The organism is Stenotrophomonas terrae, assembly GCF_039674165.1.
GTDB classification, from domain to species: Bacteria; Pseudomonadota; Gammaproteobacteria; order Xanthomonadales; family Xanthomonadaceae; genus Stenotrophomonas; species Stenotrophomonas terrae_A.
Genome location: NZ_JBDJMY010000001.1, coordinates 95,077 through 116,610, shown reverse-complemented (window position 1 = coordinate 116,610; position 21,534 = coordinate 95,077). Strand labels below are relative to the sequence as shown.

The following is a 21,534-nucleotide window of genomic DNA, read 5'->3' as shown; positions in this document are numbered from 1 at the left end:
TCAATTCCTGGTGGTCGAAACAGCGGATTCCTGCGTGCGCAGGCGGCGCTGCTTTTCAGCGATGAGCCGCCGCATGTTGTGCAACGACGCAAGCATCAGGTAGGCGCCCTCCAGATAGCCGGCGCCATTGAGCTCGCGCAGGTCCGCGCCGTCCAGCAACGCCAGTCTGTCCCGATCGATGCCGTGCAGGCCATTGACGCCCACGCGGTGCTGCTGGTCGATCTGCACGTCGAGCTTGATCGGTTGTATCAGACCTTTGGCATCGAGCGCGGCAAACATGTCTGTGCCAAACGCATTGCCGTCATGGATACCCCGCAACACGCCTGCGATGTGATCCAGGTACGCGCTGTTGCCACCTTGCGGCAGGAATACCGGCTCACCGGCGTCGGTATTCACGCGGGGGTGATCAAGGTCCACGTGCATTACCGCTTGCTGGACAAGTTCACCATCCACCCAGTCCTCCTGGAAGCCGATCAGAAACGGCCCTTTTGCCGCCGCCCCCGGCAGATAGGAGGCATTCCAGCGCCCTTCCTGCAGGAACAGATTCTCGTGCTGCTCGAAACCCAGCAGGGCGACCGATTGCCATGCTCCGCTTGCGGCGTCCCTGCGCAGGAAGATCGGGTACTCCCGCTGCAGTTCGGCGAACTCACTGGGGTAAGCCGGCACCATTCCCACTTCGTCGCCAAACTCGGGCCCAAAGCCGGTCGCTACCCGCAGCTCGCGATGGGCGATGTTGTTGAGCAATTCGTAGCGGGCCATGCTGTCTTCCAATCAGGTCGGGAGCCGTGCGCTGGCATGTTACCGCCGGCGCGCGGACCGTGTGCAGGCACGCGTGGTTCGACGCACCTGGAAAAGGTACCGCTGCTCGCGCAGCGGTACCGGTGACGCCCCTGCGGGGGGCCTTCTGTCAGCCGACTCAGAACTTGTAACGGACACCCAGCATGTAGCGCGGGCTCTGGTCAGCCAGCTTCACGATCATCTGCGAGGTGCGTGAACGCCAACGCACATCCTCACCGGTCAGGTTGATCGCTTCCAGGCCGAACGACCAGTGGTCATTGAGCGCGTAGTTCACGCTCAGGTCCCACTGCGCGTACTCCTCGACATAGTAGGGATTTCGGCTTGAACCCTGGTTGGCGAGGATCAGGTACTGGTCACGCCAGTTCCAGGCCAGGCGCACCGACCAGCCATACTTCTCGTACATCAGCATGGCGTTGGCGGTGTCACTCAGGCCGGTAAGCGAGAACTGGTCGATGCTCGGGTCACCGCCGTTGTCGTAGCCGACGTCGCCACGCACGATGGTGTAGTTGGCAAGCACGCCAAAACCGGTGTCGCCGAAGAAGTACTGGCCACCCAGTTCCCAGCCATGCAGCTTGGACTGATTCTGGTTGATCGGCCGATTGACGTTGAACAGGTACAACGGATCATTGGCCTGCCCGTGCAGGTCATACGCCGCTTCGGTGGCCAGCACCTGCGCATCGGTACCGTTGTAGGCACCCAGCCCGGCTGGATTGTTGCGCAGCAGCGCAAGCGCGGTGAACAGCGACGTGTCGTTGGCCGAGCATGCCGCTGCGTTGGCTGCACCAACCTGCGTAGCGCAGGCCGCGCTGGTGAGGAAGGCCAATGCCGCCTGGGCATCCGGCCCGGAGGTCGGATCGGTCAGTCCGTACAAGCTCTCCTGCACGATGGTGTTACCGATGAAGTTGTCTACGGACTTGTTCCAGTACGTCAACGACACATAGCTGGCGTCGGCGAAATACCATTCAACACCCAGGTCCAGATTGTCCGATTCCAGCGGCTTCAAGGCCGGATTCTGTGCGTTGCCACTGGCCCGTGACGATGGATCGATCAACACCGAGCCGAAGGGCTGCTGAGCGCCGGGCCCTGCATAGAGGTTGCCATAAGGTGCACGTGCAATGCTCTTGCCAAATGAAGCGCGGCCCTTGATCTCATCGGTGATATCAATGCTGAAGTCGAGGTTTGGCAGGATGTAGCTGTACTTGGCCTTCTCGCTGAAAGGCTGCTGCTCATCGGACAGCACCACGCGGAAATCGTTGTTGGACTGCCACTCGATCGATTCCGGGATGGCGATGACCGACGTCGATACCACATCCGTGGTTTCGTAGCGCACGCCCAGCCGGGTATTGGTGCGCATGCTACCCAGCTGACCATCCAGTTCAACCTGGAAGTACGCGGATCTGGTCTTTTCTTCCACGCGGTTATCGGCGGCACGCTGCGGGCTTACCCCAAGGCCTACGCCATATTGACTGGCAGCCCATTGCGCGAGAGTGCCGGCATTGCCGCGCCACGCCGACCAGCTGTTGGCGTTGTAGTCGTCGAACAAGCCGACGATGCTGACCGGCTGCAGCAGGTCCATCAGCCCGCCGGCGGTGTCGCCGTCGACATTGGCCACGCCCCAGTCACCCAGGGTGGAATAGGCCTCGGCGGCCTGGATGCGATGAGTCGATGACTTGTTGCTGTCCACGCCAAACTGGAAGCGACCCTGATCGAAACTCCACTCACCGTCCACCCGCGCCTGCTTGATCTCGCTGATCTGGGTCTGCGCGTTGACACGCAGCACCTGTGAGCCGATCTCGCCTGCTGCAAACCCCGGGTTTACCACGCCGTTGGTGCCGGCGACGGCATCGGCCGTGCTGGGGTACCAGGTCTGCGTACCCACCGGCAGGCCGTTGTTGAAATTCAGTTCCTGCACCCACGAACCACCGCAATGTGGACCGCTGGTGCAGTTGTTGGTGCCCGCGATGCTCATGAAGATGGAACCACCGCCGGTGAGCGGATCGTTGGGCCGGCTTTCGTTCTTCGAGTTGTGCGCATCGAAGCTGAGCTTGAACCGGTCGCTGACATCCCATACGCCATTGAAGCCCAACGAGCCCAACTTGTACTTCTGCATGCTGCGCTGCTGCTCAAGGCCGAAGTCCTTGGTGCCGGCGATCTCACGGATGTAGATCGGCGTGGCGACCGCGCCGCTGGTGTCGAACTCGACATTGGTGTAGTTGCTGTTCTGCAGCCACATGCCCTGCTCGCCACGATTCTCGGTGATTTCGTTGGTCGAATAGGTGTAATCCAGGGTCAGGGTCAGGCTATCCATCGGTGCGAACTGCAGCACCGCCTGGCCGTTGACGCGCTCGCGCTCGAACTCGGAGAACGCATAGCGCAGATCATTCGGGCGCCCGTACAACTGGCCGATCGCCGGCGCGTTCACCACGGTTGGATTGCCCGGCATCGTGCCGGTCCACGGCTGCACGTTCCAATAGTTGTCGGTGGCCTGCACCGAGCCACCCTTGCGCTTCTGCTGGCTCGCGCTGAGGCTGACGCCGAACGTCTTTTCCGGGTTGCTGTAGCTGAAGATGCCGGACAGTTCCGGAGTCAGGTCGTTGTCGAACGGCTGGCTCTGGTCCGAGACCACCTTGGCGCCGGCGTTGGCGACGAACCCTTCATGGTCGAACGGACGCGCGGTCAGGATGTTGATGGTGGCGCCGATGCCACCGCTGGGTACCTGCGCCTGGCTGGTCTTGTAGACCTCGATGCCGTTGATGGCCTCGGCCGCCAACTGGGCGAAGTTGAACGCGCGGGTGCCGCCATCGACGCCGCCGATGGCCACCTGGCCCGATGCACCGAACGCATCGGCACCCGGCATCTGGCGGCCGTTGAGCGTGACCATGTTGAACTGCGGGCCAAAGCCGCGTGCGGTTACCTGCGCACCCTCACCATCGCGGCGCTCAATCGAGATGCCAGTGATGCGCTGCAGTGATTCGGCCAGGTTGGTATCGGGAAACTTGCCGATATCCTCGGCACTGATCGCATCGACGACACCCGCCGAGTCGCGCTTGATGTCCATCGCCTGGCTGAGGCTGTTGCGGATGCCGGTTACCTGCACGGCGTCCAACTGCGTGGCTTTCTGCTGGGCCTGTTCCTGCGCTGCAACCGGTGCCGGCGTCGGCGCCTCCTGTCCGAACGCAGGATTGATGACCAGCACACCCCCGACGAAGGTGAACATGGCTCTGGATTTGAACTTCGTCAACTTCCGGCTCATGAACCGATCCTCGGGTCTGGAGTACTACGAAAAGTGCAAGCGCTCATGAATGTCCTCTCTCTGACATACGATCGAATGGATGTACCACCCCCTCCCAGGGGCACGCACGGGCGAGGCCCGTCTTCCAAACCGAACATCGCAATGCCCCCCAAGCGCACTGCGTCTGAAACGTGTTCCAAGCTTGCTGGTATGACCGCGAGTTGCAGAAGGCGAGCCGACAACCGGCCTCACCCGGTACAGTGGTAGCGCTACCATCGCGTCGGAGCGCAGACTAATCACCTGTGTTCTCACTTGTCACCGTGCAGCGCAGCAAAGCGAGTCCACTGGCTTATTCCCAAGCGATGAACAACGATAGGCAGGGGCATGGAATGCACTGCAGCGCTTGGTTTCCCGCAGGTAACGGGCGTTACAGATGGTCCGTAATTGAATCAAATGGAACCAATTGCATGAAGAAGAGCAGCAGATCGGTGCGCCGAAAAGGTGGCGCAATCACGATCGACGAAGTCGCCGCGCATGCGGGCGTATCGGCGATGACGGTATCGCGCGTGATCAACGGTCATGCGGGTGTACGCGATGGCAACCGCGAGCGCGTCATGCGCAGCGTGCGCGAGCTCGGCTACCGGCCGAACCTGGCCGCCAGTGCGCTGGCGGCGGCACAGCACACCTGCATCGCGTTGATCTATACCAACCCCAGCTCCAGCTACCTGCGCGAACTGCTGGTCGGCGCATTGCGCGGATCGACGCGAGCAGCGGCGCAGCTGGTGATCGCCACCTGGGACGAGCTGGACCCCAAGGCACGCAGGGGCGCCGCAAGACAGCTTTCCAACAGTGTGGCCGGGGTGATCCTGCCACCGCCGCTGTGTGAGTCAAAGGCCATCGTCGCCGAGTTCACACAGGCCGGCGTTGCCGTCGTATCCATCGCATCGGGGCATTTCAGCGACAGCATTTCCTGCGTGCGCATCGACGATCACCGCGCCAGCCATGACATGGTCACGCATCTGATCGAGCGCGGCCATACGCGCATCGGCTACATCAAGGGCGACCCGAACCAGACCGCCAGTGCGCATCGCTGGCAGGGTTATCGGGATGCACTGGCTGAAGCTGGCATCGCCTACGATGACAAGCTGGTGCAGCCGGGCTACTTCACCTATCGCTCGGGCCTGGAAGCGGCCGAACGCCTGCTCACCCTGCGCAGCCCACCCACTGCCATCTTCGCAAGCAACGACGACATGGCGTCGGCGGTGGTGTCGGTGGCACATCGACGCGGCCTGGATGTACCGCGCGACCTGTCGGTGGTGGGCTTCGATGATACGTCAGCGTCAACCATGGTATGGCCTGAACTGACCACCATTCACCAACCGGTAGCGGCAATGGCCGACGCTGCCATCGATATCCTGTTGCGCGAAATACGCCGAACGCAGGGCTCCGCGCGCGTCATCGTGAACCATGTTCTTCCGCACCAGCTGATATCCCGTTGGTCGGTTGCCGACAGGACGGACAGCAAGAAAAGCCGCAAGTAGAGCCTCAGATCGCCCTGCCACCAGCGCGACACTCTTTCAGAGTTTGACGAAGCGTTGCAGCTTGCGCGCCAGCCAGCCGCTGAATACCAGCGGCGCATCCAGCGCTGACACACAGATACAGGGAACCCCCGGCGCAGTGACCGGCTGGTGCTCGACATCCTCATCCAGGTCCGCCATGTCTCCTGGCGCAAACAGGCCCAGCGCATCGTTGTAGGAGCCGCGCAGAATCTGCGTCAACTCGCTGCGCCCATGGCTGTGCATCGGCAGGCATTTGCCGGGTGCGATCTTCAGCATGATCAGCGATGGCATCTGCTCGGCACGGATGCAATGCATGCCCGGGCCAATCCAGCGCCAGCGCAGGTTGCGCAGCGAACTGCCGAAATACGGGTGCAACGCAACCGGCAGGTGGTCCGGGTCGGCCTCGGGGCGCTCCCTCGGCAGCTGCCGGCCCACCGTTTCCACGCTGGGGCCGGCCTCGCCCGCCAACTGTGCGAGCATCGCCTCGCGCAGCTGTGCGCGACGCTGCTCTGCAGTGGCCGGGGCTGGCTGCGTCTGCTCCATCAGTACCGAGCCGATCGCTTCGGCCTGGCGCAGTTGCGCCCGGCAGTGCGGGCATTGCTCAAGATGGACACCGGCGACGATGCTCAATGGCGATGGCAGCGCGCCTGCGGCGTAGCTCATCAGGGTGGATTCGTGCAGATGGTGATGCGGATTCATCGTGCGCCCCCCACCTTGAGCTGCAGTTGCAGAAACGCACGCCGCAGATGGGATTTGACCGTGCCCAACGGCATGCCCAGCGCCTGCGCGATCTCGGCGTGGCTCTTGGCTTCGAAATACGACATGCGCACCAGCCTTGCCTGTACCGCCGGCAGGTCGTTGATGCGCTGGCGCAGCCGCGCCTGGTCGGCGTACTGCTCGGCACTGCTGCGCTCGAGCGGGTCGTCGGCAGCGGCTTCCTCCACCGCCGCCTGCACCTGCATCCAGCTGCGCTCGCGACGCACACGGTCGATATGCAGGTTGCGGCCAATCCGGTACAGCCAGGTGCTCAAGGCAGCTTGGGCCGGATTGAAGTCTGCCGCACGCAGCCAGAGCCGCAGCAGGCATTCCTGTGCCAGCTCTTCGGCAATCGATTCCGGGCACCCCAGCCCACGCAGGTAGACGCACAAGCGCGGCATGAAGTGATCGTAGATGCGCATGAAGCAATCGCGGTCACGCCGCAGCGCCACACCGTCCATGTCGCTGGCCCAGTTAGTCGGCTCGCTGCTCGGCTGCTGGGAACTGGACACGATGCGTGCGGTATGGAAGGTGGAAGTGAGGTGGGCAGCGTCAGGGTACATCAGCGTTCGCGGCAGGCGGTGAAGGTCTGTCATCCGTTACGGACGGAGGCGGCGATTGGATGCAGCAACGGCCTGCATCCGTCTGCCGCCACCACACGTACAGGGATTGCCGCCCTTCTGGAAGCAAGCCCATGCGTACGCTCTGGTTGCTGTTATGGCTCCCGCCCGTGGCCGCTGCCGCCCCCTTGCTGCGTAATGAGGGGGTTGCCACGACCGCACAGGGGACGGTGAGCTACCGCGAGGTGCATTGGCTGGGCAGCGGTGGCGAGGGCGCGCAGCGCTGGGTGCAATACCTGTGCCCGGACGGGCGCCCGTTCGCCAGAAAGCAGATGCCGGCCAGCGCACTGCCGGCGGCGCGCGGCTACCAATTGCAGGATCAGCGCAGCGGGCAGGCGGCGCTGGTGCGCATCGCCGATGGCCGGGCCTGGATCGACTGGCAGGAGGATGCCGCTGCGCCGCGCCGCAGCAGTTCGGTGGCGCTGCCAGCGGATGCTGTCGTCGATGCGGGGTTCGACGCGGCGGTGCGCCAGCACTGGCAGGCACTGATGCGCGGTGAGCCGCTCAGTCTTCCGTTCCTGGTCCCCGGCCGCCAGCGTTTCTATCCCATCAAAGTTCTGCACCGGGGGGCCGTGCGTTGGCAGGGCATCGCCGCCCACTCCATCGAGGTCAAGCTGGATGCCTGGTACGGCGGCATGGCACCACGCCTGGCGCTGATCTATGCGGACAGCGACCGCCGGCTGCTGCAGTTCCAGGGCACCAGCAACCTGCGCGATGCACGCGGCGACTATCCCCCGGTGACGGTGCGCTTCAGCGAGCCCGCCTCGCCACGCTCGCTCGAGCAATGGCAGCAGGCCTGGAGCCAGCCGCTGGTCGCCAGCTGTTCCGTTACGCGTGAGTGAAGTCGCAAATCGATCACGGCGGGCGCATCCAACGGGCGCCTTGCTACGTACAGATCAGCAAGCACCTCCAAGAGACACCGCCATGAACGCCGCCGCGCCCCTGCCCCGCCCTCGAGCGCGCCTGATCCGCACGCTGCAGCGTTGGTTCGATACCGGCGCGGGCGAGCCCGCAACGACCGACGCTGCAGTTGGGATCGACTGGCTGCGCGCGATCCCGTTCGTGCTGATGCACGTCGGTTGCCTGGGGGTGATCTGGGTCGGCGTATCCACCACGGCGGTACTCGTGGCTGCCGCGCTGTACGCCGTGCGTATGTTCGCGATAACCGCCTTCTACCACCGCTATTTCTCGCATCGCACTTTCGAGGCGCCACGCGCCGTGCAGTTCGTTTTTGCGGTGATCGGCGCCAGCAGCGTTCAGCGCGGCCCCTTGTGGTGGGCTGCACACCACCGCCACCACCATCGTCACGCCGACCAGCCGCAGGATCCGCATTCACCGCTGCAGGGCGGTTTCTGGCGCAGCCATCTGGGCTGGTTCCTGAGCAGCGGCGCCTTTGCCACCGACCTGAAGCGCGTCCCCGATCTGGCCCGGTTCGCGGAACTGCGCTGGCTGGACCGCTTCGACACCGTCGTTCCGCTGCTGCTGGCCGGCGGCCTGTATGGGCTGGGCGCCGTGCTGGAGCGCGTTGCTCCCGGCCTGCATACATCGGGAATGCAGCTTCTGGTATGGGGGTTCTTCATTTCCACCGTGCTGCTCTTCCACGCCACGGTCACCATCAACTCCCTCGCCCACCGGTTCGGCAGCCGCCGCTTCCAGACGCGCGACGACAGCCGCAACAATTTCTGGCTGGCGCTGCTGACCTTTGGCGAGGGATGGCACAACAACCATCATTTTTTCCCCGGCACAGTCCGCCAGGGTTTCCGCTGGTGGGAGCTGGACATGACCTGGTACGGGCTACGTGTGATGGCCGCACTGGGACTGGTGAAAGGCCTGAAACCCATTCCGGCCTGGGTGCTGGCAAAGGCGGAGCACTGACATGCGCATCGCGATAATCGGCTCGGGCATCGCCGGGCTGGCCAGTGCCTGGTGGCTGGACGGCGAGCATCAGGTAACGCTGTTCGAAGCCAATGACTATTTCGGCGGCCATACGCATACCCACGACGTCCAGGTGGGATCGGTCCGCATGGCCGTGGATACCGGTTTCATCGTCTTCAACGAGCTGCACTATCCCTTGCTGAGCGCATTGTTCGAAGAACTCGGGGTGGCGTCCAAGCCGACCACCATGAGCTTTTCAATGCACAGTGCGCGCAGTGGCGTGGAATACAACGCCACCTCGCTGGATGGCTTGTTCTGCCAGCGCCGCAACCTGGTGTCGCCACGGTTCTGGGGCATGCTTGCCGATCTGCGCAGGTTCTACCGCGAAGCTCCTTCGCTGTTGTCCGAGCCGGAGGGCCCTTCGCTGGGCCAGTACCTGCGGCAGCAACGCTATGGCGAAGCGTTCGTCGAGGAACACCTGCTGCCGATGGCCTCGGCTCTGTGGTCCTCGCCCACCGCGACAATCATGGACTTCCCGGCGCGCTACCTGGTCCAGTTCATGGCCAACCACCAGATGCTGCAGGCAACCGGCCGCGCCCCCTGGCGCGTGGTGGAAGGTGGCTCGGCACGCTATGTGGAGGCGCTGCGCCGGCGCTGGCAGGTCGAAGAACGCCTGCGCTGTGCGGTCAGCAAGGTCGAGCGGCTTGCCGACGGCGTGCGCGTGCACAGCGTCGCCGGCATCGAGGATTTCGACCAGGTGATCCTGGCCTGCCACAGTGATCAGGCGTTGGCCTTGCTTGCCGATGCCGATCGCACCGAACGCGACGTGCTTGGCACCATCCGCTACCAGCAGAACGAGGTGGTACTGCATACCGACGCCAAGCTGTTGCCGCGCAACCGCAAGGCATGGGCGGCCTGGAACGCGCACGTACCCGAAGACCGCACCGCGCCGTGCACCGTCAGCTATTGCATGAACCTGCTGCAGGGCCTGCCCGGCGACACACCGCTGATCGTCACCCTCAATCGCAGCGATGCCATCGACCCGGCCACGGTGCTGCGCCGGCTGCAGTACGCCCATCCGGTGCACGATGGCTCCGCCGTACGCGCGCAGCAACGCTGGGCTGAGCTGCAGGGGCGGCGCAACACCTGGTTTGCCGGCGCGTATTGGGGCTGGGGCTTCCATGAGGACGGCATCCGCAGCGCCAGGCGCGTGGTGGATGCCCTGCGCTGCCACACGCCGCTTCGCGCCCCGCAGCGCCACGCCGAGGTGCTCGCATGAGTGCCAGCGCGCTCTACTTCGGGCAGGTGATCCACCGCCGCCACCTGCCGCAGCCGCATGCCTTCCGCTACCCGGTGGCACAGCTTCTGCTCGATCTGGATGAGCTGGACGAGGTGTTCTCTCGGCGCTGGCTGTGGTCGGTGAACCGACGCAACCTGGCCCAGTTCCGCCGCAGCGACTACTTCGGTGACCCGGCGCAGCCGCTGGCCGACGCCGTGCGCGACCATGCTGCTCCGCAGCTCGGCCATCGCCCTGCGGGCCCCGTGCGGCTGCTGACGCACCTGCGTTTTGGTGGGCACGTCTTCAATCCGGTCAGCTTCTACTACTGCTACCAGGCCGATGGCACCACGCTGGACTGCATCGTGGCCGACATCACCAACACGCCGTGGAAGGAACGCCACGCCTACGTCCTGCCGGTCGCCACAGCCGCACACGAGGGCAATGCGCTGCGCTGGCAGTTCGACAAGTGCTTCCACGTCTCACCTTTCATGCCGATGAACTGCCGCTATGACTGGCGCTTCAGCGCGCCTGGGCAGTTCCTGCATGTGCATATGCAGGTCTGGCAGGACGGCATACGCCAGTTCGACGCCACCCAACACATGCAGCGCCGCCCGCTTGATGGTCGCGGCCTGGCCCGGGTACTGGCGCTGTATCCACTGATGACGATGCAGGTGGCTGCCGCCATCCATTGGCACGCCTTGCGACTGTGGTTGAAGGGCAACCCCGTCTACGACCATCCGTCCCCCGCCGAGAAAACCCGATGAACGAGATGACCCCTTCGATCACACTGCCCCGCCCAACCGCACTCGATCTGTTCCTGCGCCGACGGCTGCTTGCGCAGCTGACGCCGCTGCGCTCGGGCCAGCTGCGCGTGCGCGATGGCATGGGCGAAGTGCTGTTGGGCGAGCCCGGCGCGCTGCAGGCCACGGTCACCATCGACAACCCGGCGTTCTATCGCAAGGTTGCCGCACAAGGCAGCGTCGGCGCCGGCGAGAGCTACATCCACGGTGACTGGCACTGCGACGACCTGGTCGCGCTGGTGCGCCTGCTGGTGCGCAACCGCGACCTGCTGGACGCGATGGAACACGGGCCGGCACGCGTTGCTGGCTGGCTGCTGCGTGGCTGGAACCGTTTGCGCCGCAACAGCCGCGAAGGCAGCAGGCGCAACATCGCCGCCCATTACGATCTGGGCAACGACTTCTTCGCGTTGTTCCTGTCGCCGGACCTGATGTATTCCTCGGCGCTGTTCAGCAACGAAGAAGACACCCTGGAGTCTGCGTCCACCCGCAAATTGGACCGCATCTGCCAGCAGCTGAACCTGCAGCCGGGTGACCGCGTGGTGGAGATCGGCACCGGCTGGGGAGGCTTTGCACTGCACGCCGCCCAGCACTATGGCTGCCATGTCACCACCACCACCATCTCGGCAGAGCAGCATGCATTGGCATCCCAGCGCGTCGCTGCCGCCGGGCTGCAAGACCGCATCACCCTGCTGATGCAGGACTACCGCGACCTGCAGGGGCAGTTCGACAAGCTCGTCTCCATCGAGATGATCGAGGCCATCGGCGCCGAATACCTGGACGTCTACATGGCCACCTTGCAGCGCCTGCTGAAACCCACCGGTGTCGCGCTGCTGCAGGCCATCACCATCGAGGACCATCGCTATGAGCAGGCGCGGTCCAGCGTGGATTACATCAAGCGCTATGTATTCCCCGGCAGTTTCATTCCCTCCATCAACGCAATCATGGCCGCCAAGACCCGCGCCAGCGACCTGCAGCTGATTGCCCAGCAGGACTTCGGCCACTCCTATGCGCTGACCCTGCGCGCCTGGCGCAGGCGCTTCCTGGCCCAGCTGCCCGCAGTGCATGCGCAGGGATTCAGCGCCGGCTTCTGCCGTTCGTGGGAGTTCTACCTGGCGTACTGCGAAGGCGGCTTCCTGGAGCGCTCCATCGGCGTCTCGCACCTGCTGCTGGCGCGCCCTGGCCATCGGCCAGAACACACTGCAACGGACCGGCGCTGACATGCGCATGTGGGCCAACCTGCTCGGCAACCAACTTGTCTGGCTATGCGCCGTGGCCGGCGCCGGGCGCGGCTGGCAGTGGCCGGCACTGCTGGCGGCAACGCTTTATGTGGGCAGCCAGCTGGCCAGCTCGGCACAACCACGGGTGGATCTGCGCCTGCTGGCACTGGCCTTGGTCTGCGCATGGTGGGTGGACGGCCTTGCGGCAGCCACCGGCAGCGTACGCTACGCCGCCGCGCCGCTGGGCTGGGCACCTCCGCCCTGGATATTGTCGCTGTGGGCAGCGTTCGCGATGACGATCACCGGCTCGATGGCGTTCCTGCAGCGCCACGCTGTGCTGCCGGCGGTGTTTGGCCTGCTGCTGGCCCCGCTTGCCTACCTGTCCGCCGCGCGCGGTTTCGACGCGGTGCGGTTTTCGCTGCCGGCATGGCACGGCGTGCTGCTGCTCGGCGTGTGCTGGGGAATCGCCCTGTCGTTGTTGTGTGGCGCGGCGCGCCGTTGGTCGCGTACTGCAACCTACCGCCCTGCCAGTGGAGTTTCGCCATGAAAGATCTGATCTGGGTACTGGCCGGCGCCGTCGTGCTGATGGGATGGGGTTGGCTGTGGCAACGCCGGCACCGCAATATCGGCGTAGTCGATGTGCTGTGGGCCTTGGGCTTGGCCATGGCAGCAGTGTTGTTGGCGCTGCTGGGCAACGGTGCAGCGCTGCCGCGTACCGCGCTGGGCGTACTGGCTGGGCTGTGGGGCAGCCGCTTGGCGTTACATCTGTGGCGCAGGGTGCGCAGCGAGGAGGAAGACGGGCGCTACCGCTACCTGCGCGAACATTGGCAGGGGCATCAAGGCAAGATATTCGGGTTTTTCATGGCCCAGGCGATGCTGATCCTGCTGTTCGCGCTGCCCTTCATCGCGGTGGCAGTGAACCGGAAAACGTATATGTACGGCTGGCTTGCCGCAGCGGCAGCGGTGTGGCTGCTGAGCGTTGCCGGTGAGTCTCTGGCCGACAGGCAACTGGCGCGCTTCCGCGCCGATCCAGCCAACCGTGGCCGCACCTGCCGCGACGGACTGTGGCGCTACTCGCGCCATCCGAACTATTTCTTTGAATGGCTGCACTGGTTCACCTACCCGCTGCTGGCAGTGGGTTCGCCACTGTGGTGGCTGGCCTGGATCGGCCCCGTGCTGATGTATCTGTTCCTGCGCTATCTCAGCGGCATCCCCTTCACCGAGAAGCAGGCACTGCGCAGCCGTGGCGAGGACTACCGCGCCTACCAACGCAGTACGCCAATGTTTTTCCCCTGGTTTCCGCAGCCTTCCAAGGAGCACTCGCCATGACCGACAGCGCATCACTGCACCCCACCACGGATGCCGAGACCGGCATGGTGGTCTGGGCCGAACGTGGGCTTGTGCCCGATGCCGTACTGCGTGCAGGTATCCGCCGCTTGTGCACGCAGCGTTTGCAGGAGGAAACCGAAGGTGGTGTCGAGGCGCAGTCGGAACGTTTCAGCCGGCGCATCGCCGAGCTGTCCAGCAGCCCGCTGGCATTGCATGTGGATGCGGCCAACCGCCAGCACTACGAAGTGCCCGCCGGCTTCTTCCAGGCCTGCCTCGGCAAACAGCTCAAGTACAGCAGCTGCTACTTCCCCACCGGCGAGGAGAGCCTGGACCAGGCCGAAGAGGAAATGCTGACGCTCTATGCGCAACGCGCCGGCCTGAGCGATGGCCAGCATATTCTCGAGCTGGGCTGCGGCTGGGGCTCGTTGACCTTGTGGATGGCCGAGCACTACCGGCATTCACGTATCACCGCCGTGTCCAACTCCCACAGCCAGCGTGAGCACATCCTTGCCCAGTGCGAGTTCCGTGGCCTGCACAACGTGGAGGTGCTGACCTGCGATGTGAACCAGCTGGAGCTACCTGCGGCGCATTTCGACCGCTGCGTGTCGGTGGAGATGTTCGAACACGTGCGCAACTACGAGCGCCTGCTCTCGCGCATCGCACAATGGCTGAAGCCTGATGGCGCGTTGTTCGTGCACATCTTCGCCCACCGGACCCAGATGTATCCGTTCGAGACCGACGGTGGCGACAACTGGATGGGCCGGCACTTCTTCACCGGCGGGCTGATGCCGTCGGTGGATACCTTGCTGCATTTCCAGCGTGACCTGCACCTGGAAAAGCGCTGGCTGCTGGACGGCAGACATTACCAGCGCACTGCCAACCTCTGGCTGGCCAACCAGGATGCGGCACGGGTGGAAGTGATGGCCGTGCTGGAGGCCACCTATGGGCAGGCCGATGCAAAGATCTGGTGGCAACGCTGGCGGATGTTCTGGATGGCCTGCGCGGAACTGTTTGGCTATGCGGATGGCCAGGAATGGCTGGTGGCGCACTATCTTTTTCGGCCCAACTGAGGTGCAGCATGCGCATTGTCTCCCTGCTTTCGGTATTGGCCGTGGCCCTGTTCGGCAGCGGTTGCAGCGCCACGGAAACGCGGCCGCTACCCCGCCCCGATTCGGTCGACGTTCCCCGCTTCATGGGCGACTGGTATGTGATCGCGCACATCCCGTCACGGCCTGAGCGCAAGGCCTTCGATGCAGTGGAGCGTTATGCGCTGCGCCCGGATGGGCGCATCCAGACCACCTTCACCTACCGCAACGGCAGCTTCGATGCGGCGCAGAAGACAATGCATCCTATCGGCACGGTGGAGGCGCACGGCAACGGTGCCATCTGGGGCATGCAGTTCATCTGGCCGATCAAGGCGGAATATGTGATCGCCTGGCTGGACGACAGCTACGCGCAGACCATCGTTGCGCGCAGCAAGCGGGATTACGTCTGGTATATGGCGCGCACCCCGCAGGTCAGCGAAGCCGACTATCAAAGTGCCGTGCAGCGCATCCAGGCAATGGGCTATGAAGTAAGCAAACTACGCCGCGTACCCCAATCCGAGCGCGCCTCGAACTAGCGCGCCAACCGGCGCTTCCTGCCAAGCCATGGGCAGCATTGCCGGCGCTGCCAAGGCTGCGCTGCCGGGGCCAGCGTTTGGATTCCGCGCGCAGGCAGACAGGGAGCGCCTGGCCTGCGCTGAACCTCATCTGCGGCCAAGGGATGCCCTGCTCCAGCCCCCGCTCGTTCATCTACGTACGACGGTGGCCACTCCGCCGCGCTCACACGGCGCCAGCGCGGGCATTCGCTTTCAAATCGGGTTGGCCAGCGCGGGTCAGGGCCAAACGCCGATGGCAGCTGTGTCGCCCATCGTGGCTTCGCGGCTCCCGCTGCGCGCCCAGCCTGAACCGCTGCCGCGCACGAGAGCGAAAAACCAGCCTGCGCTGCCCCTGGCGGCCGCAGATTGGCGCCAACCCCCTGATATCTGGGACAATTGCCCCCGGCCACGCCCTCCCGGCCTGCTACAGCATGGACCCGCATCGAGGCGGTCACCGCTCTGCTGTCCATCCACGGCTTGCCGCCGCTCTTTCCGGATTGTCATTTGAACACCATCGCCACACCTGTTGACCCTGCCCTGCTCCTGTCAGACCGCCTGCGCGAAGCGCTGGATCTGCTGGAGGCGATCGAAGCTGATCGCAGCATGCTCGACACCTTGTCCGAAGCCGACCGCGTGCGCCTGCACCAGGTGGTTGCCAAGGTTTTCCACCCCGAGCCGAAGGCACGCCGGCAGATGCTGAAGAAGCAGGCCCGTGAGCGCCACCAGGAGAAGGTGCGCAAGTCCGAGGCGCTGCTTGAACAGACCGGCATCCGCGCCCTGCGCCGCAAGCCGGTGTTCAGCACCCCGAACTACTTTCCGCCGCATGCCGCTGGTCTGCACGACGCGCACAACGGTGAAGGTGCAGCCGTAGTTGAAGAGCCGGTGCACTCGCCCGAGCAGCGCCATTGCTATGTATGCAAGCAGAAGTTCACCCAGCTGCATCACTTCTATGACCAGATGTGCCCGGTCTGCGCCGATCTGAACTACATCAAGCGCACCGAGACTGCAGACCTGCAGGGCCGCGTCGCCTTGCTGACCGGCGGCCGGGTAAAGATCGGCTATCAGGCGGGCCTGAAGCTGCTGCGTGCCGGTGCCGAGCTGATCGTCACCACACGCTTCCCGCGCGACTCTGCGGCACGTTACGCCGAAGAACCCGACTTCGCAGTGTGGGGCCACCGCCTGCAGGTATACGGGCTGGACCTGCGCCATACGCCCAGCGTGGAAGCCTTCTGCAGTGAGCTGTTGGCCACCCGCACGCGCTTGGATTTCATCATCAACAACGCTTGCCAGACCGTACGCCGGCCGCCGCAGTTCTACGCGCACATGATGGCCGGCGAAACCGCTGCCGTGCAGAGCCTGCCGGATACGATCCGCAAGTTGATCGGCAACTACGAAGGCCTGCGCAGCGCCGATCTGCTGCCGGTGGCAGCCGCCGCTGCGTTGCCCTCGCCGCAGGGCAATGGCGCCGACGGGCTGACCCGCGCCGCCGAGTTGTCGCAGGTACCGCTGTTGGCCGATGAACTGCTGGGCCAGCGTCATCTGTTCCCCGATGGGCGCCTGGACCAGGATCTGCAGCAGGTCGATCTGCGCGACAGCAATTCCTGGCGCCTGCGCATGGCCGAAGTTCCGTCGGTGGAGCTGCTGGAGACACAGCTGGTCAATGCCATCGCACCGTTCATCATCAATGCGCGGCTGAAGCCGCTGATGCTGGCCACGCCCGAGCGCGACAAGCACATCGTCAACGTGTCGGCGATGGAGGGGCAGTTCTACCGCAACTTCAAGACCACCCGTCACCCGCATACCAACATGGCCAAGGCCGCGCTGAACATGATGACGCGCACCTCGGCAGCCGATTACCAGAACGACGGCATCCATATGAACAGCGTGGATACCGGCTGGGTAACCGACGAGGATCCGGCAGGCCTGGCCGCCCGCAAGGTGCAGGAAGAACGCTTCCACCCGCCGCTGGACATCATCGACGGCGCCGCACGCATCGTCGACCCGATCATCCACGGCTTCAATACCGGCGAGCATGTCTGGGGGCAGTTCCTGAAGGACTATGCGCCCACCGATTGGTGAGTCCGTAGATCACCGTTGCGCTAATCCAGCCCGATTGAGCGGGCTGGAGCAGTTTCTCGCCGAGCACCGCGCCCCTTTCTGGCTGTGGGTGATGGTCACCGACTAGGGCGTTGCCCAGCGCGACCGTCTGTTTGCCAATAGCCCACCGCAAGCATTGCGCACTGCAGGTCTTCACATGAGGGCCTGCCATCTCGACATGCTTCTCTAGTGTGCGAGCCCAGATATCCGTCGTCAGCGGCGGTGGCTCAGCCAGCGATGCGCCGACCACCGCTCGGCCTGCTCAGCCGCCCACCGCGAGGAATTACGGCAATGATCAGAGACCGCAAGGACCGCCAGAGCCGTTCGAAGTCCGCGGCGCGCCCGAGCCCACGCGTAAACAACGCAAGGAACATGAGCGCCAGGACCAGGGCGAAGCAATAGGTTTGCGACCAAAGTTTCGATTCTTCTGTGCAACCCGCTGCTGCTCGACAGCTCAGCCTATGCGGGTGACTGCTGGCGGTGCCCAGCGCCCATCCAGAACCTCCGGCTTGGGCCAATAAGCCCGCAGGAACAGCGAAAAATCGGCGTTCGCCGGCGCAGGCAGCCAATTGCTTTCAAGCGCCGCGCCCGGCGAGGTGGCCTGCACGTACAAGATCAGCGCACCATCGCTTGCCAGCTTCAAGGTTTTGTTCTTGGTCCCCAGCGAGTAGCGTTGGATCGGATTGGGAACAAAAAAATGGTTGGCGTCATACAACGTTAGCGACCAGAAGCCATCGACTGGCGGCGTCTGGCCCGGAGAAAACTTCACTTGGTAGCGATGGGTGCCGTTCAATCGCTGCCCTTCGCCGTCCAGGTCCTGGTAGATGTATTTGGTCTCCTCGGCGGTGTTCACCATGATGTTCGATTTGGCTACTGCCGTTCTGGCGAAGTAGTCGGTGCCGAACGCGGCGCCATTGTCTACCGTCGACCAGTGCTCGCTGCGCGGCACGCCCCAATTGCGGAACTGCAGCAAGGGATCAATCACATCGGCATCGGCCTGCGTAATTGCTTCGATAGCCGCGGCCTTGAGCGAAGCATCCTGCTGGATTGCCGCAACCAGCGCCAAGGCCTGCGCATACAGCGCCTGCTCACCGGCAAGTGGACGCGCGTCGGCCAGCACCGAAGGTAGTTGATCGAAGAAGGTTTGCGGCATCACCCACTGCGTCTCGCCGCCGGCATCATTGCTTCCGGCCGGTGCGAAGCTCGGAATCGATTTCCAGTCATGGCGTTTCATCGTCCCGTCGAACTGCGCAAGCGGGTAGAGATCGATCTGTGCGATGACGTCCTGAACTGCCTGCCGGTCCTCGTCGGTGTCATCCTGGAACACACGCGGAATCACCATTCCGGTATCGCTGCCGGCACGAAAGACCTCGTTCACGCCGGCCGGCGTCTCGCCCTGCCAGTCGGGCCCAACCAATAGATAGAACCCGGGCTTGCTGGCATACATCGCCCCAAGATGAGCGAAGCTGTCTGTGCGGATATCCACCATCTGATAGACCCAGAAGCGCTGGCCGAAGTCAGGCACCTGCACGATCACCGGCGACCTGTCCAGGGCGATGACACCGGCGCCGTACACCACGTCCTGATTGGGACAGGCCACCCAGCGCTGTTCGGGTTTTACGTAATCGTGCAGCATCGACAAGGTATTCAGCGGCGCCAACGGCAGTACGCCATTCATCAGGCCCGGCTGTGGCGCCTTGTCGAAGACCAGCCGGCGGTTATGAACATTCACCATCGGCCATGCCCAGAAATAGACATAGGGCGCAGCCATGCGCACATAGCTTTCGGTAATCCGCATCGCATCTGCTGCGCTACTCACAGTGCCACGCTCACCAACGCCGATTTTTTCCACGATAGGTCTCCAGCTGCGATAAGGCACTGACAGGTGCCGATTGCCACACTGCAGGCATTCTGGCCGGTCCCACGGCAACCTCTGGGCCAGCGCCCTGCCTGATTACGACTTGCCCAAGGATCAACGCGTCCGCAATTCCATAGGAAAAAAGCGGTAAAGCTACTGCCGGTGATCTTCTGCTGCCGAAGCTGACGTAACACCGCCACTGTCCTGCGCTTACCCATCTGCTCATCAACCACTAGCGATCCTCCGCCCTGCTCAGGGAATGACCAGGCAGCTGACGGTGACAACTACGGTGCCGTTGTTGGCCGGCAAGCTGGGAATGATCACGCCGGTACCAAACAGCGCGGTTCGGCTCAGCGCGGCCGGACAGGTCGCTGCACCTGTGGCACTGCATGACGGTGGCGTGCTGGGGCTGAGGCAGTCGAGCCGGCCATTGGGCGTATCGCTTAGCACGGCATTGCTGACGTCGGCCGGCCCCAGGTTGCTGGCGGTCAAGCTGTAGTTAATGGTGTCGCCAACACGCACGCTGGCGCTGGGGGTGGCCTTGACCACCGACAGGTCGGCCTGCGGCGCGGGATCGGTATCGGTCGCGGTGTTGTCGTTGGGCGTCGTGTCGCTGTAGTTGCTCGGCGGGGTGATTATCGCGGTGTTGGTCAGCATGGGCTGGCTTTGCGGATAGGCCAGTGGCACCGCCATGGTCAAGGTATAGGTGGCCTGGGAAACGATGCGGTTGGTTTCATCGAATTCGAGATCCAGCTGGTCATCGATTGCGCCGCTGCCACTGCTTTGTCCGCACTCACCAGCGCCCTGGGTTATCTGGCAAGTCCAGCTGGCGGTGGAGATTCCCGGCGGCAGTGCATCCTGCACACGCAGGTTCTGCACGCCGATCGGGCCACGGTTGCTGACCACGATGCTGTAAACGACGTTCGTCCCCGGCAGGTAAGTATCGTTGGGAAGATCGTTGGGGCCTTGTGCCGGGGTATTGGTCTTGGTGACGCCAACATCCACGCCGAGCACGATTTCAGCCGACGCGCAGTGGGCGCCGTCGTTGCTGCCCACCACCGGCGAGCCGGACAAGCGCGTGCCCGCGCCGGTGGCCAGGTCGAACTCGTAGAAGCCACCCGGATCATTGCGCGAACCATACAAGGCGGTAGGTGTGCCGAACAATGCGCCAACGTTTCCCAGCGTGCCATTGGCAACCGGAAGCGTGGTGACCTGGCCGGTGCTGGGATTGATCCAGGCCACCGTGCCGTTCTGGTTGACCGTGTACAGCCGACCATTGATCCACGCCATGTCCGCACCACTGACGGTGCCGCCAATCAGGTTGATGCGGGTTGCCGTGCCTGGCACCGTGGTCAGATCAATGCGATAGATTGCACTGACCACATTTTGTGTTTTGACATAAAGAAACCCATCCGTGCCGATTTCGCCTGCGTTGTAGCTGTTGTTTACCGGCGGGCTGGTCGGCGCCGGCAACCCACTGACTGCTCCAAGTACCTCGGTGGAGCCGTCCGAGTGGATGCGCACCAGACTGGTGGTGCCGATGCGTATGCCATACAGGAAATTGTCCGCTGGCCGGTAGCCAACCGCGTTGTACGGCACGCTGCCGGTACCCAACGGTACGAGGGTGAATGGCACGGAGCTGGTATCGACACGCGACAGAGTGGTGTTGTCCTGCCCGGTCGGAGCCTGGCTGATGAACATGTCCGGGCTGCATTGGGCAAAAGGGCCACCCAGTGCGAGCGCCCGAGGGGCACCCAGCCCTGAACGCAGGCCGCTGGGCGAAGATTGCAGGCCCGCACTAGCGCGCGGAGTGGCGCGATCAGCGGTTGTGCGTGCGCCCGCGCTATCGGTAGCTGACGTTGTTGGAGCGATGGGCGCAGGCAGGCCCGCATCGGCTTGCGCGCGGTCACTGTCACGCACGCTCAAACGCGGCCCGCTGCTGCCTTCGACTGGCTGCAGTGCGGCCTCCAGTTCCAGGGCTTGGTGACTGCCTGGGTAATCGGCTGGAGCCGTTATCGTCAACTGATAGGTCAGGCTGCTGCCTGCCGGAAGATGCGCAAGCGCATCAACGGCACCGCTGCCCTGCACGGCTGGGCAGCGCGCTCCAGCATCAGCTTGGCATGTCCAGCGCGCCTGGGTCATGCCCGCCGGCAGCTTGGTCTGCAAGTGGCCACGGAACGTAGCCGTACCTTTGTTTGCAGCGCGCAACTGATAGCTGACCTCGCCACCGGGAACATAGTAGTCATCGGGTAGATCGACGCCACCGAGCGCAGGGCTGTTGGTGAGGGTCAGCAGCAATCCTTCACTGCTTGCCTCGCCACCTGCGCTGCTCTGTGCGCCTGCAGGTACCGCTGCAACCAAGGCCAACAGCATCCACAACGCTGCCGCAAGCCAATGCTGCGTCGGCACGGCTGGACGACCATTGTGAATAGGAAGCTGCTGCATACGGGTCATGGTCATGGCATCTGTCCTGGA

17 protein-coding genes are annotated in these 21,534 nt (G+C 63.9%); 11 read left to right on the top strand and 6 right to left on the bottom strand.

Translation table 11 applies throughout. From position 1 onward, the window contains the following. The gene (locus ABE493_RS00520; RefSeq protein ID WP_346496236.1) at positions 1 to 759 is read right to left on the bottom strand and encodes a SapC family protein; all 759 of its coding nucleotides are present in this window, start codon (positions 757 to 759) and stop codon (positions 1 to 3) included. A gap of 157 nt (positions 760 to 916) precedes the next feature. After that, positions 917 to 4,051, bottom strand: coding sequence for a TonB-dependent receptor (locus ABE493_RS00515; RefSeq protein ID WP_346496234.1), 3,135 nt, complete (start codon positions 4,049 to 4,051; stop codon positions 917 to 919). Positions 4,052 to 4,497: 446 nt separating this feature from the next. Between ABE493_RS00515 and ABE493_RS00510 the strand changes: the two genes are divergently transcribed. Then, complete coding sequence (locus ABE493_RS00510; RefSeq protein WP_346496232.1) at positions 4,498 to 5,571, top strand: LacI family DNA-binding transcriptional regulator; 1,074 nt, start codon at positions 4,498 to 4,500, stop codon at positions 5,569 to 5,571. Positions 5,572 to 5,607: 36 nt separating this feature from the next. Here the strand turns inward: ABE493_RS00510 and ABE493_RS00505 are convergent, their stop codons facing one another. Beyond that, positions 5,608 to 6,288: a ChrR family anti-sigma-E factor gene (locus ABE493_RS00505; RefSeq protein WP_346496230.1), complete on the bottom strand. Its 681-nt coding sequence runs from the start codon at positions 6,286 to 6,288 to the stop codon at positions 5,608 to 5,610. Then, positions 6,285 to 6,908, bottom strand: coding sequence for a sigma-70 family RNA polymerase sigma factor (locus ABE493_RS00500; RefSeq protein ID WP_346496228.1), 624 nt, complete (start codon positions 6,906 to 6,908; stop codon positions 6,285 to 6,287). The genes ABE493_RS00505 and ABE493_RS00500 overlap by 4 nt, the downstream gene beginning before the upstream one ends. A 131-nt stretch (positions 6,909 to 7,039) precedes the next feature. Between ABE493_RS00500 and ABE493_RS00495 the strand changes: the two genes are divergently transcribed. The 10 genes from ABE493_RS00495 to ABE493_RS00450 all read left to right on the top strand — a co-directional run bounded on the left by ABE493_RS00495 (position 7,040) and on the right by ABE493_RS00450 (position 17,183). Further along, on the top strand, positions 7,040 to 7,807 hold the full coding sequence (locus ABE493_RS00495; RefSeq protein WP_346496226.1) for a hypothetical protein: 768 nt from the start codon (positions 7,040 to 7,042) through the stop codon (positions 7,805 to 7,807). Positions 7,808 to 7,889: 82 nt separating this feature from the next. Continuing rightward, complete coding sequence (locus ABE493_RS00490; RefSeq protein ID WP_346496224.1) at positions 7,890 to 8,840, top strand: acyl-CoA desaturase; 951 nt, start codon at positions 7,890 to 7,892, stop codon at positions 8,838 to 8,840. A gap of 1 nt (position 8,841) precedes the next feature. Beyond that, positions 8,842 to 10,119: an NAD(P)/FAD-dependent oxidoreductase gene (locus ABE493_RS00485; RefSeq protein ID WP_346496222.1), complete on the top strand. Its 1,278-nt coding sequence runs from the start codon at positions 8,842 to 8,844 to the stop codon at positions 10,117 to 10,119. Continuing rightward, positions 10,116 to 10,883, top strand: coding sequence for a DUF1365 domain-containing protein (locus ABE493_RS00480; RefSeq protein ID WP_346496220.1), 768 nt, complete (start codon positions 10,116 to 10,118; stop codon positions 10,881 to 10,883). Before ABE493_RS00485 ends, ABE493_RS00480 begins: the two co-directional genes overlap by 4 nt. Next, on the top strand, positions 10,880 to 12,136 hold the full coding sequence (locus ABE493_RS00475; RefSeq protein WP_346496218.1) for a cyclopropane-fatty-acyl-phospholipid synthase family protein: 1,257 nt from the start codon (positions 10,880 to 10,882) through the stop codon (positions 12,134 to 12,136). Before ABE493_RS00480 ends, ABE493_RS00475 begins: the two co-directional genes overlap by 4 nt. A gap of 1 nt (position 12,137) precedes the next feature. Beyond that, positions 12,138 to 12,683: a DUF2878 domain-containing protein gene (locus ABE493_RS00470; protein WP_346496216.1), complete on the top strand. Its 546-nt coding sequence runs from the start codon at positions 12,138 to 12,140 to the stop codon at positions 12,681 to 12,683. Continuing rightward, entirely contained in the window at positions 12,680 to 13,465 is a 786-nt protein-coding gene (locus ABE493_RS00465; RefSeq protein ID WP_346496214.1) for a DUF1295 domain-containing protein, read from the top strand. Before ABE493_RS00470 ends, ABE493_RS00465 begins: the two co-directional genes overlap by 4 nt. Next, positions 13,462 to 14,535 carry an SAM-dependent methyltransferase gene (locus ABE493_RS00460; protein ID WP_346496212.1) on the top strand — a complete coding sequence of 358 codons (1,074 nt, stop codon included), beginning with the start codon at positions 13,462 to 13,464 and terminating at the stop codon, positions 14,533 to 14,535. Before ABE493_RS00465 ends, ABE493_RS00460 begins: the two co-directional genes overlap by 4 nt. Before the next feature lie 8 nt (positions 14,536 to 14,543). Continuing rightward, complete coding sequence (locus ABE493_RS00455; RefSeq protein WP_346496210.1) at positions 14,544 to 15,086, top strand: lipocalin family protein; 543 nt, start codon at positions 14,544 to 14,546, stop codon at positions 15,084 to 15,086. 522 nt (positions 15,087 to 15,608) lie between these two features. Continuing rightward, on the top strand, positions 15,609 to 17,183 hold the full coding sequence (locus ABE493_RS00450) for an SDR family oxidoreductase (protein WP_346496208.1): 1,575 nt from the start codon (positions 15,609 to 15,611) through the stop codon (positions 17,181 to 17,183). A gap of 472 nt (positions 17,184 to 17,655) precedes the next feature. On the opposite strand, the gene ABE493_RS00445 is transcribed toward ABE493_RS00450, so the two are convergent. Together ABE493_RS00445 and ABE493_RS00440 are read right to left on the bottom strand one after the other, a co-directional pair. Beyond that, positions 17,656 to 18,999, bottom strand: a complete 1,344-nt coding sequence (locus tag ABE493_RS00445; protein ID WP_346496206.1) for a DUF1254 domain-containing protein — start codon at positions 18,997 to 18,999, stop codon at positions 17,656 to 17,658. Positions 19,000 to 19,311: 312 nt separating this feature from the next. Continuing rightward, the gene (locus ABE493_RS00440; protein WP_346496204.1) at positions 19,312 to 21,519 is read right to left on the bottom strand and encodes a DUF6923 family protein; all 2,208 of its coding nucleotides are present in this window, start codon (positions 21,517 to 21,519) and stop codon (positions 19,312 to 19,314) included. Between the last annotated feature and the right edge of the window lie 15 nt (positions 21,520 to 21,534).

Coding starts and splice junctions, on each gene's coding strand:
- ABE493_RS00520 (WP_346496236.1), bottom strand. CDS start 759: ATGGCCCGCTACGAATTGCTCAACAACATCGCCCATCGCGAGCTGCGG.
- ABE493_RS00515 (WP_346496234.1), bottom strand. CDS start 4,051: ATGAGCCGGAAGTTGACGAAGTTCAAATCCAGAGCCATGTTCACCTTC.
- ABE493_RS00510 (WP_346496232.1), top strand. CDS start 4,498: ATGAAGAAGAGCAGCAGATCGGTGCGCCGAAAAGGTGGCGCAATCACG.
- ABE493_RS00505 (WP_346496230.1), bottom strand. CDS start 6,288: ATGAATCCGCATCACCATCTGCACGAATCCACCCTGATGAGCTACGCC.
- ABE493_RS00500 (WP_346496228.1), bottom strand. CDS start 6,908: ATGTACCCTGACGCTGCCCACCTCACTTCCACCTTCCATACCGCACGC.
- ABE493_RS00495 (WP_346496226.1), top strand. CDS start 7,040: ATGCGTACGCTCTGGTTGCTGTTATGGCTCCCGCCCGTGGCCGCTGCC.
- ABE493_RS00490 (WP_346496224.1), top strand. CDS start 7,890: ATGAACGCCGCCGCGCCCCTGCCCCGCCCTCGAGCGCGCCTGATCCGC.
- ABE493_RS00485 (WP_346496222.1), top strand. CDS start 8,842: ATGCGCATCGCGATAATCGGCTCGGGCATCGCCGGGCTGGCCAGTGCC.
- ABE493_RS00480 (WP_346496220.1), top strand. CDS start 10,116: ATGAGTGCCAGCGCGCTCTACTTCGGGCAGGTGATCCACCGCCGCCAC.
- ABE493_RS00475 (WP_346496218.1), top strand. CDS start 10,880: ATGAACGAGATGACCCCTTCGATCACACTGCCCCGCCCAACCGCACTC.
- ABE493_RS00470 (WP_346496216.1), top strand. CDS start 12,138: ATGCGCATGTGGGCCAACCTGCTCGGCAACCAACTTGTCTGGCTATGC.
- ABE493_RS00465 (WP_346496214.1), top strand. CDS start 12,680: ATGAAAGATCTGATCTGGGTACTGGCCGGCGCCGTCGTGCTGATGGGA.
- ABE493_RS00460 (WP_346496212.1), top strand. CDS start 13,462: ATGACCGACAGCGCATCACTGCACCCCACCACGGATGCCGAGACCGGC.
- ABE493_RS00455 (WP_346496210.1), top strand. CDS start 14,544: ATGCGCATTGTCTCCCTGCTTTCGGTATTGGCCGTGGCCCTGTTCGGC.
- ABE493_RS00445 (WP_346496206.1), bottom strand. CDS start 18,999: ATGCGGATTACCGAAAGCTATGTGCGCATGGCTGCGCCCTATGTCTAT.
- ABE493_RS00440 (WP_346496204.1), bottom strand. CDS start 21,519: ATGACCATGACCCGTATGCAGCAGCTTCCTATTCACAATGGTCGTCCA.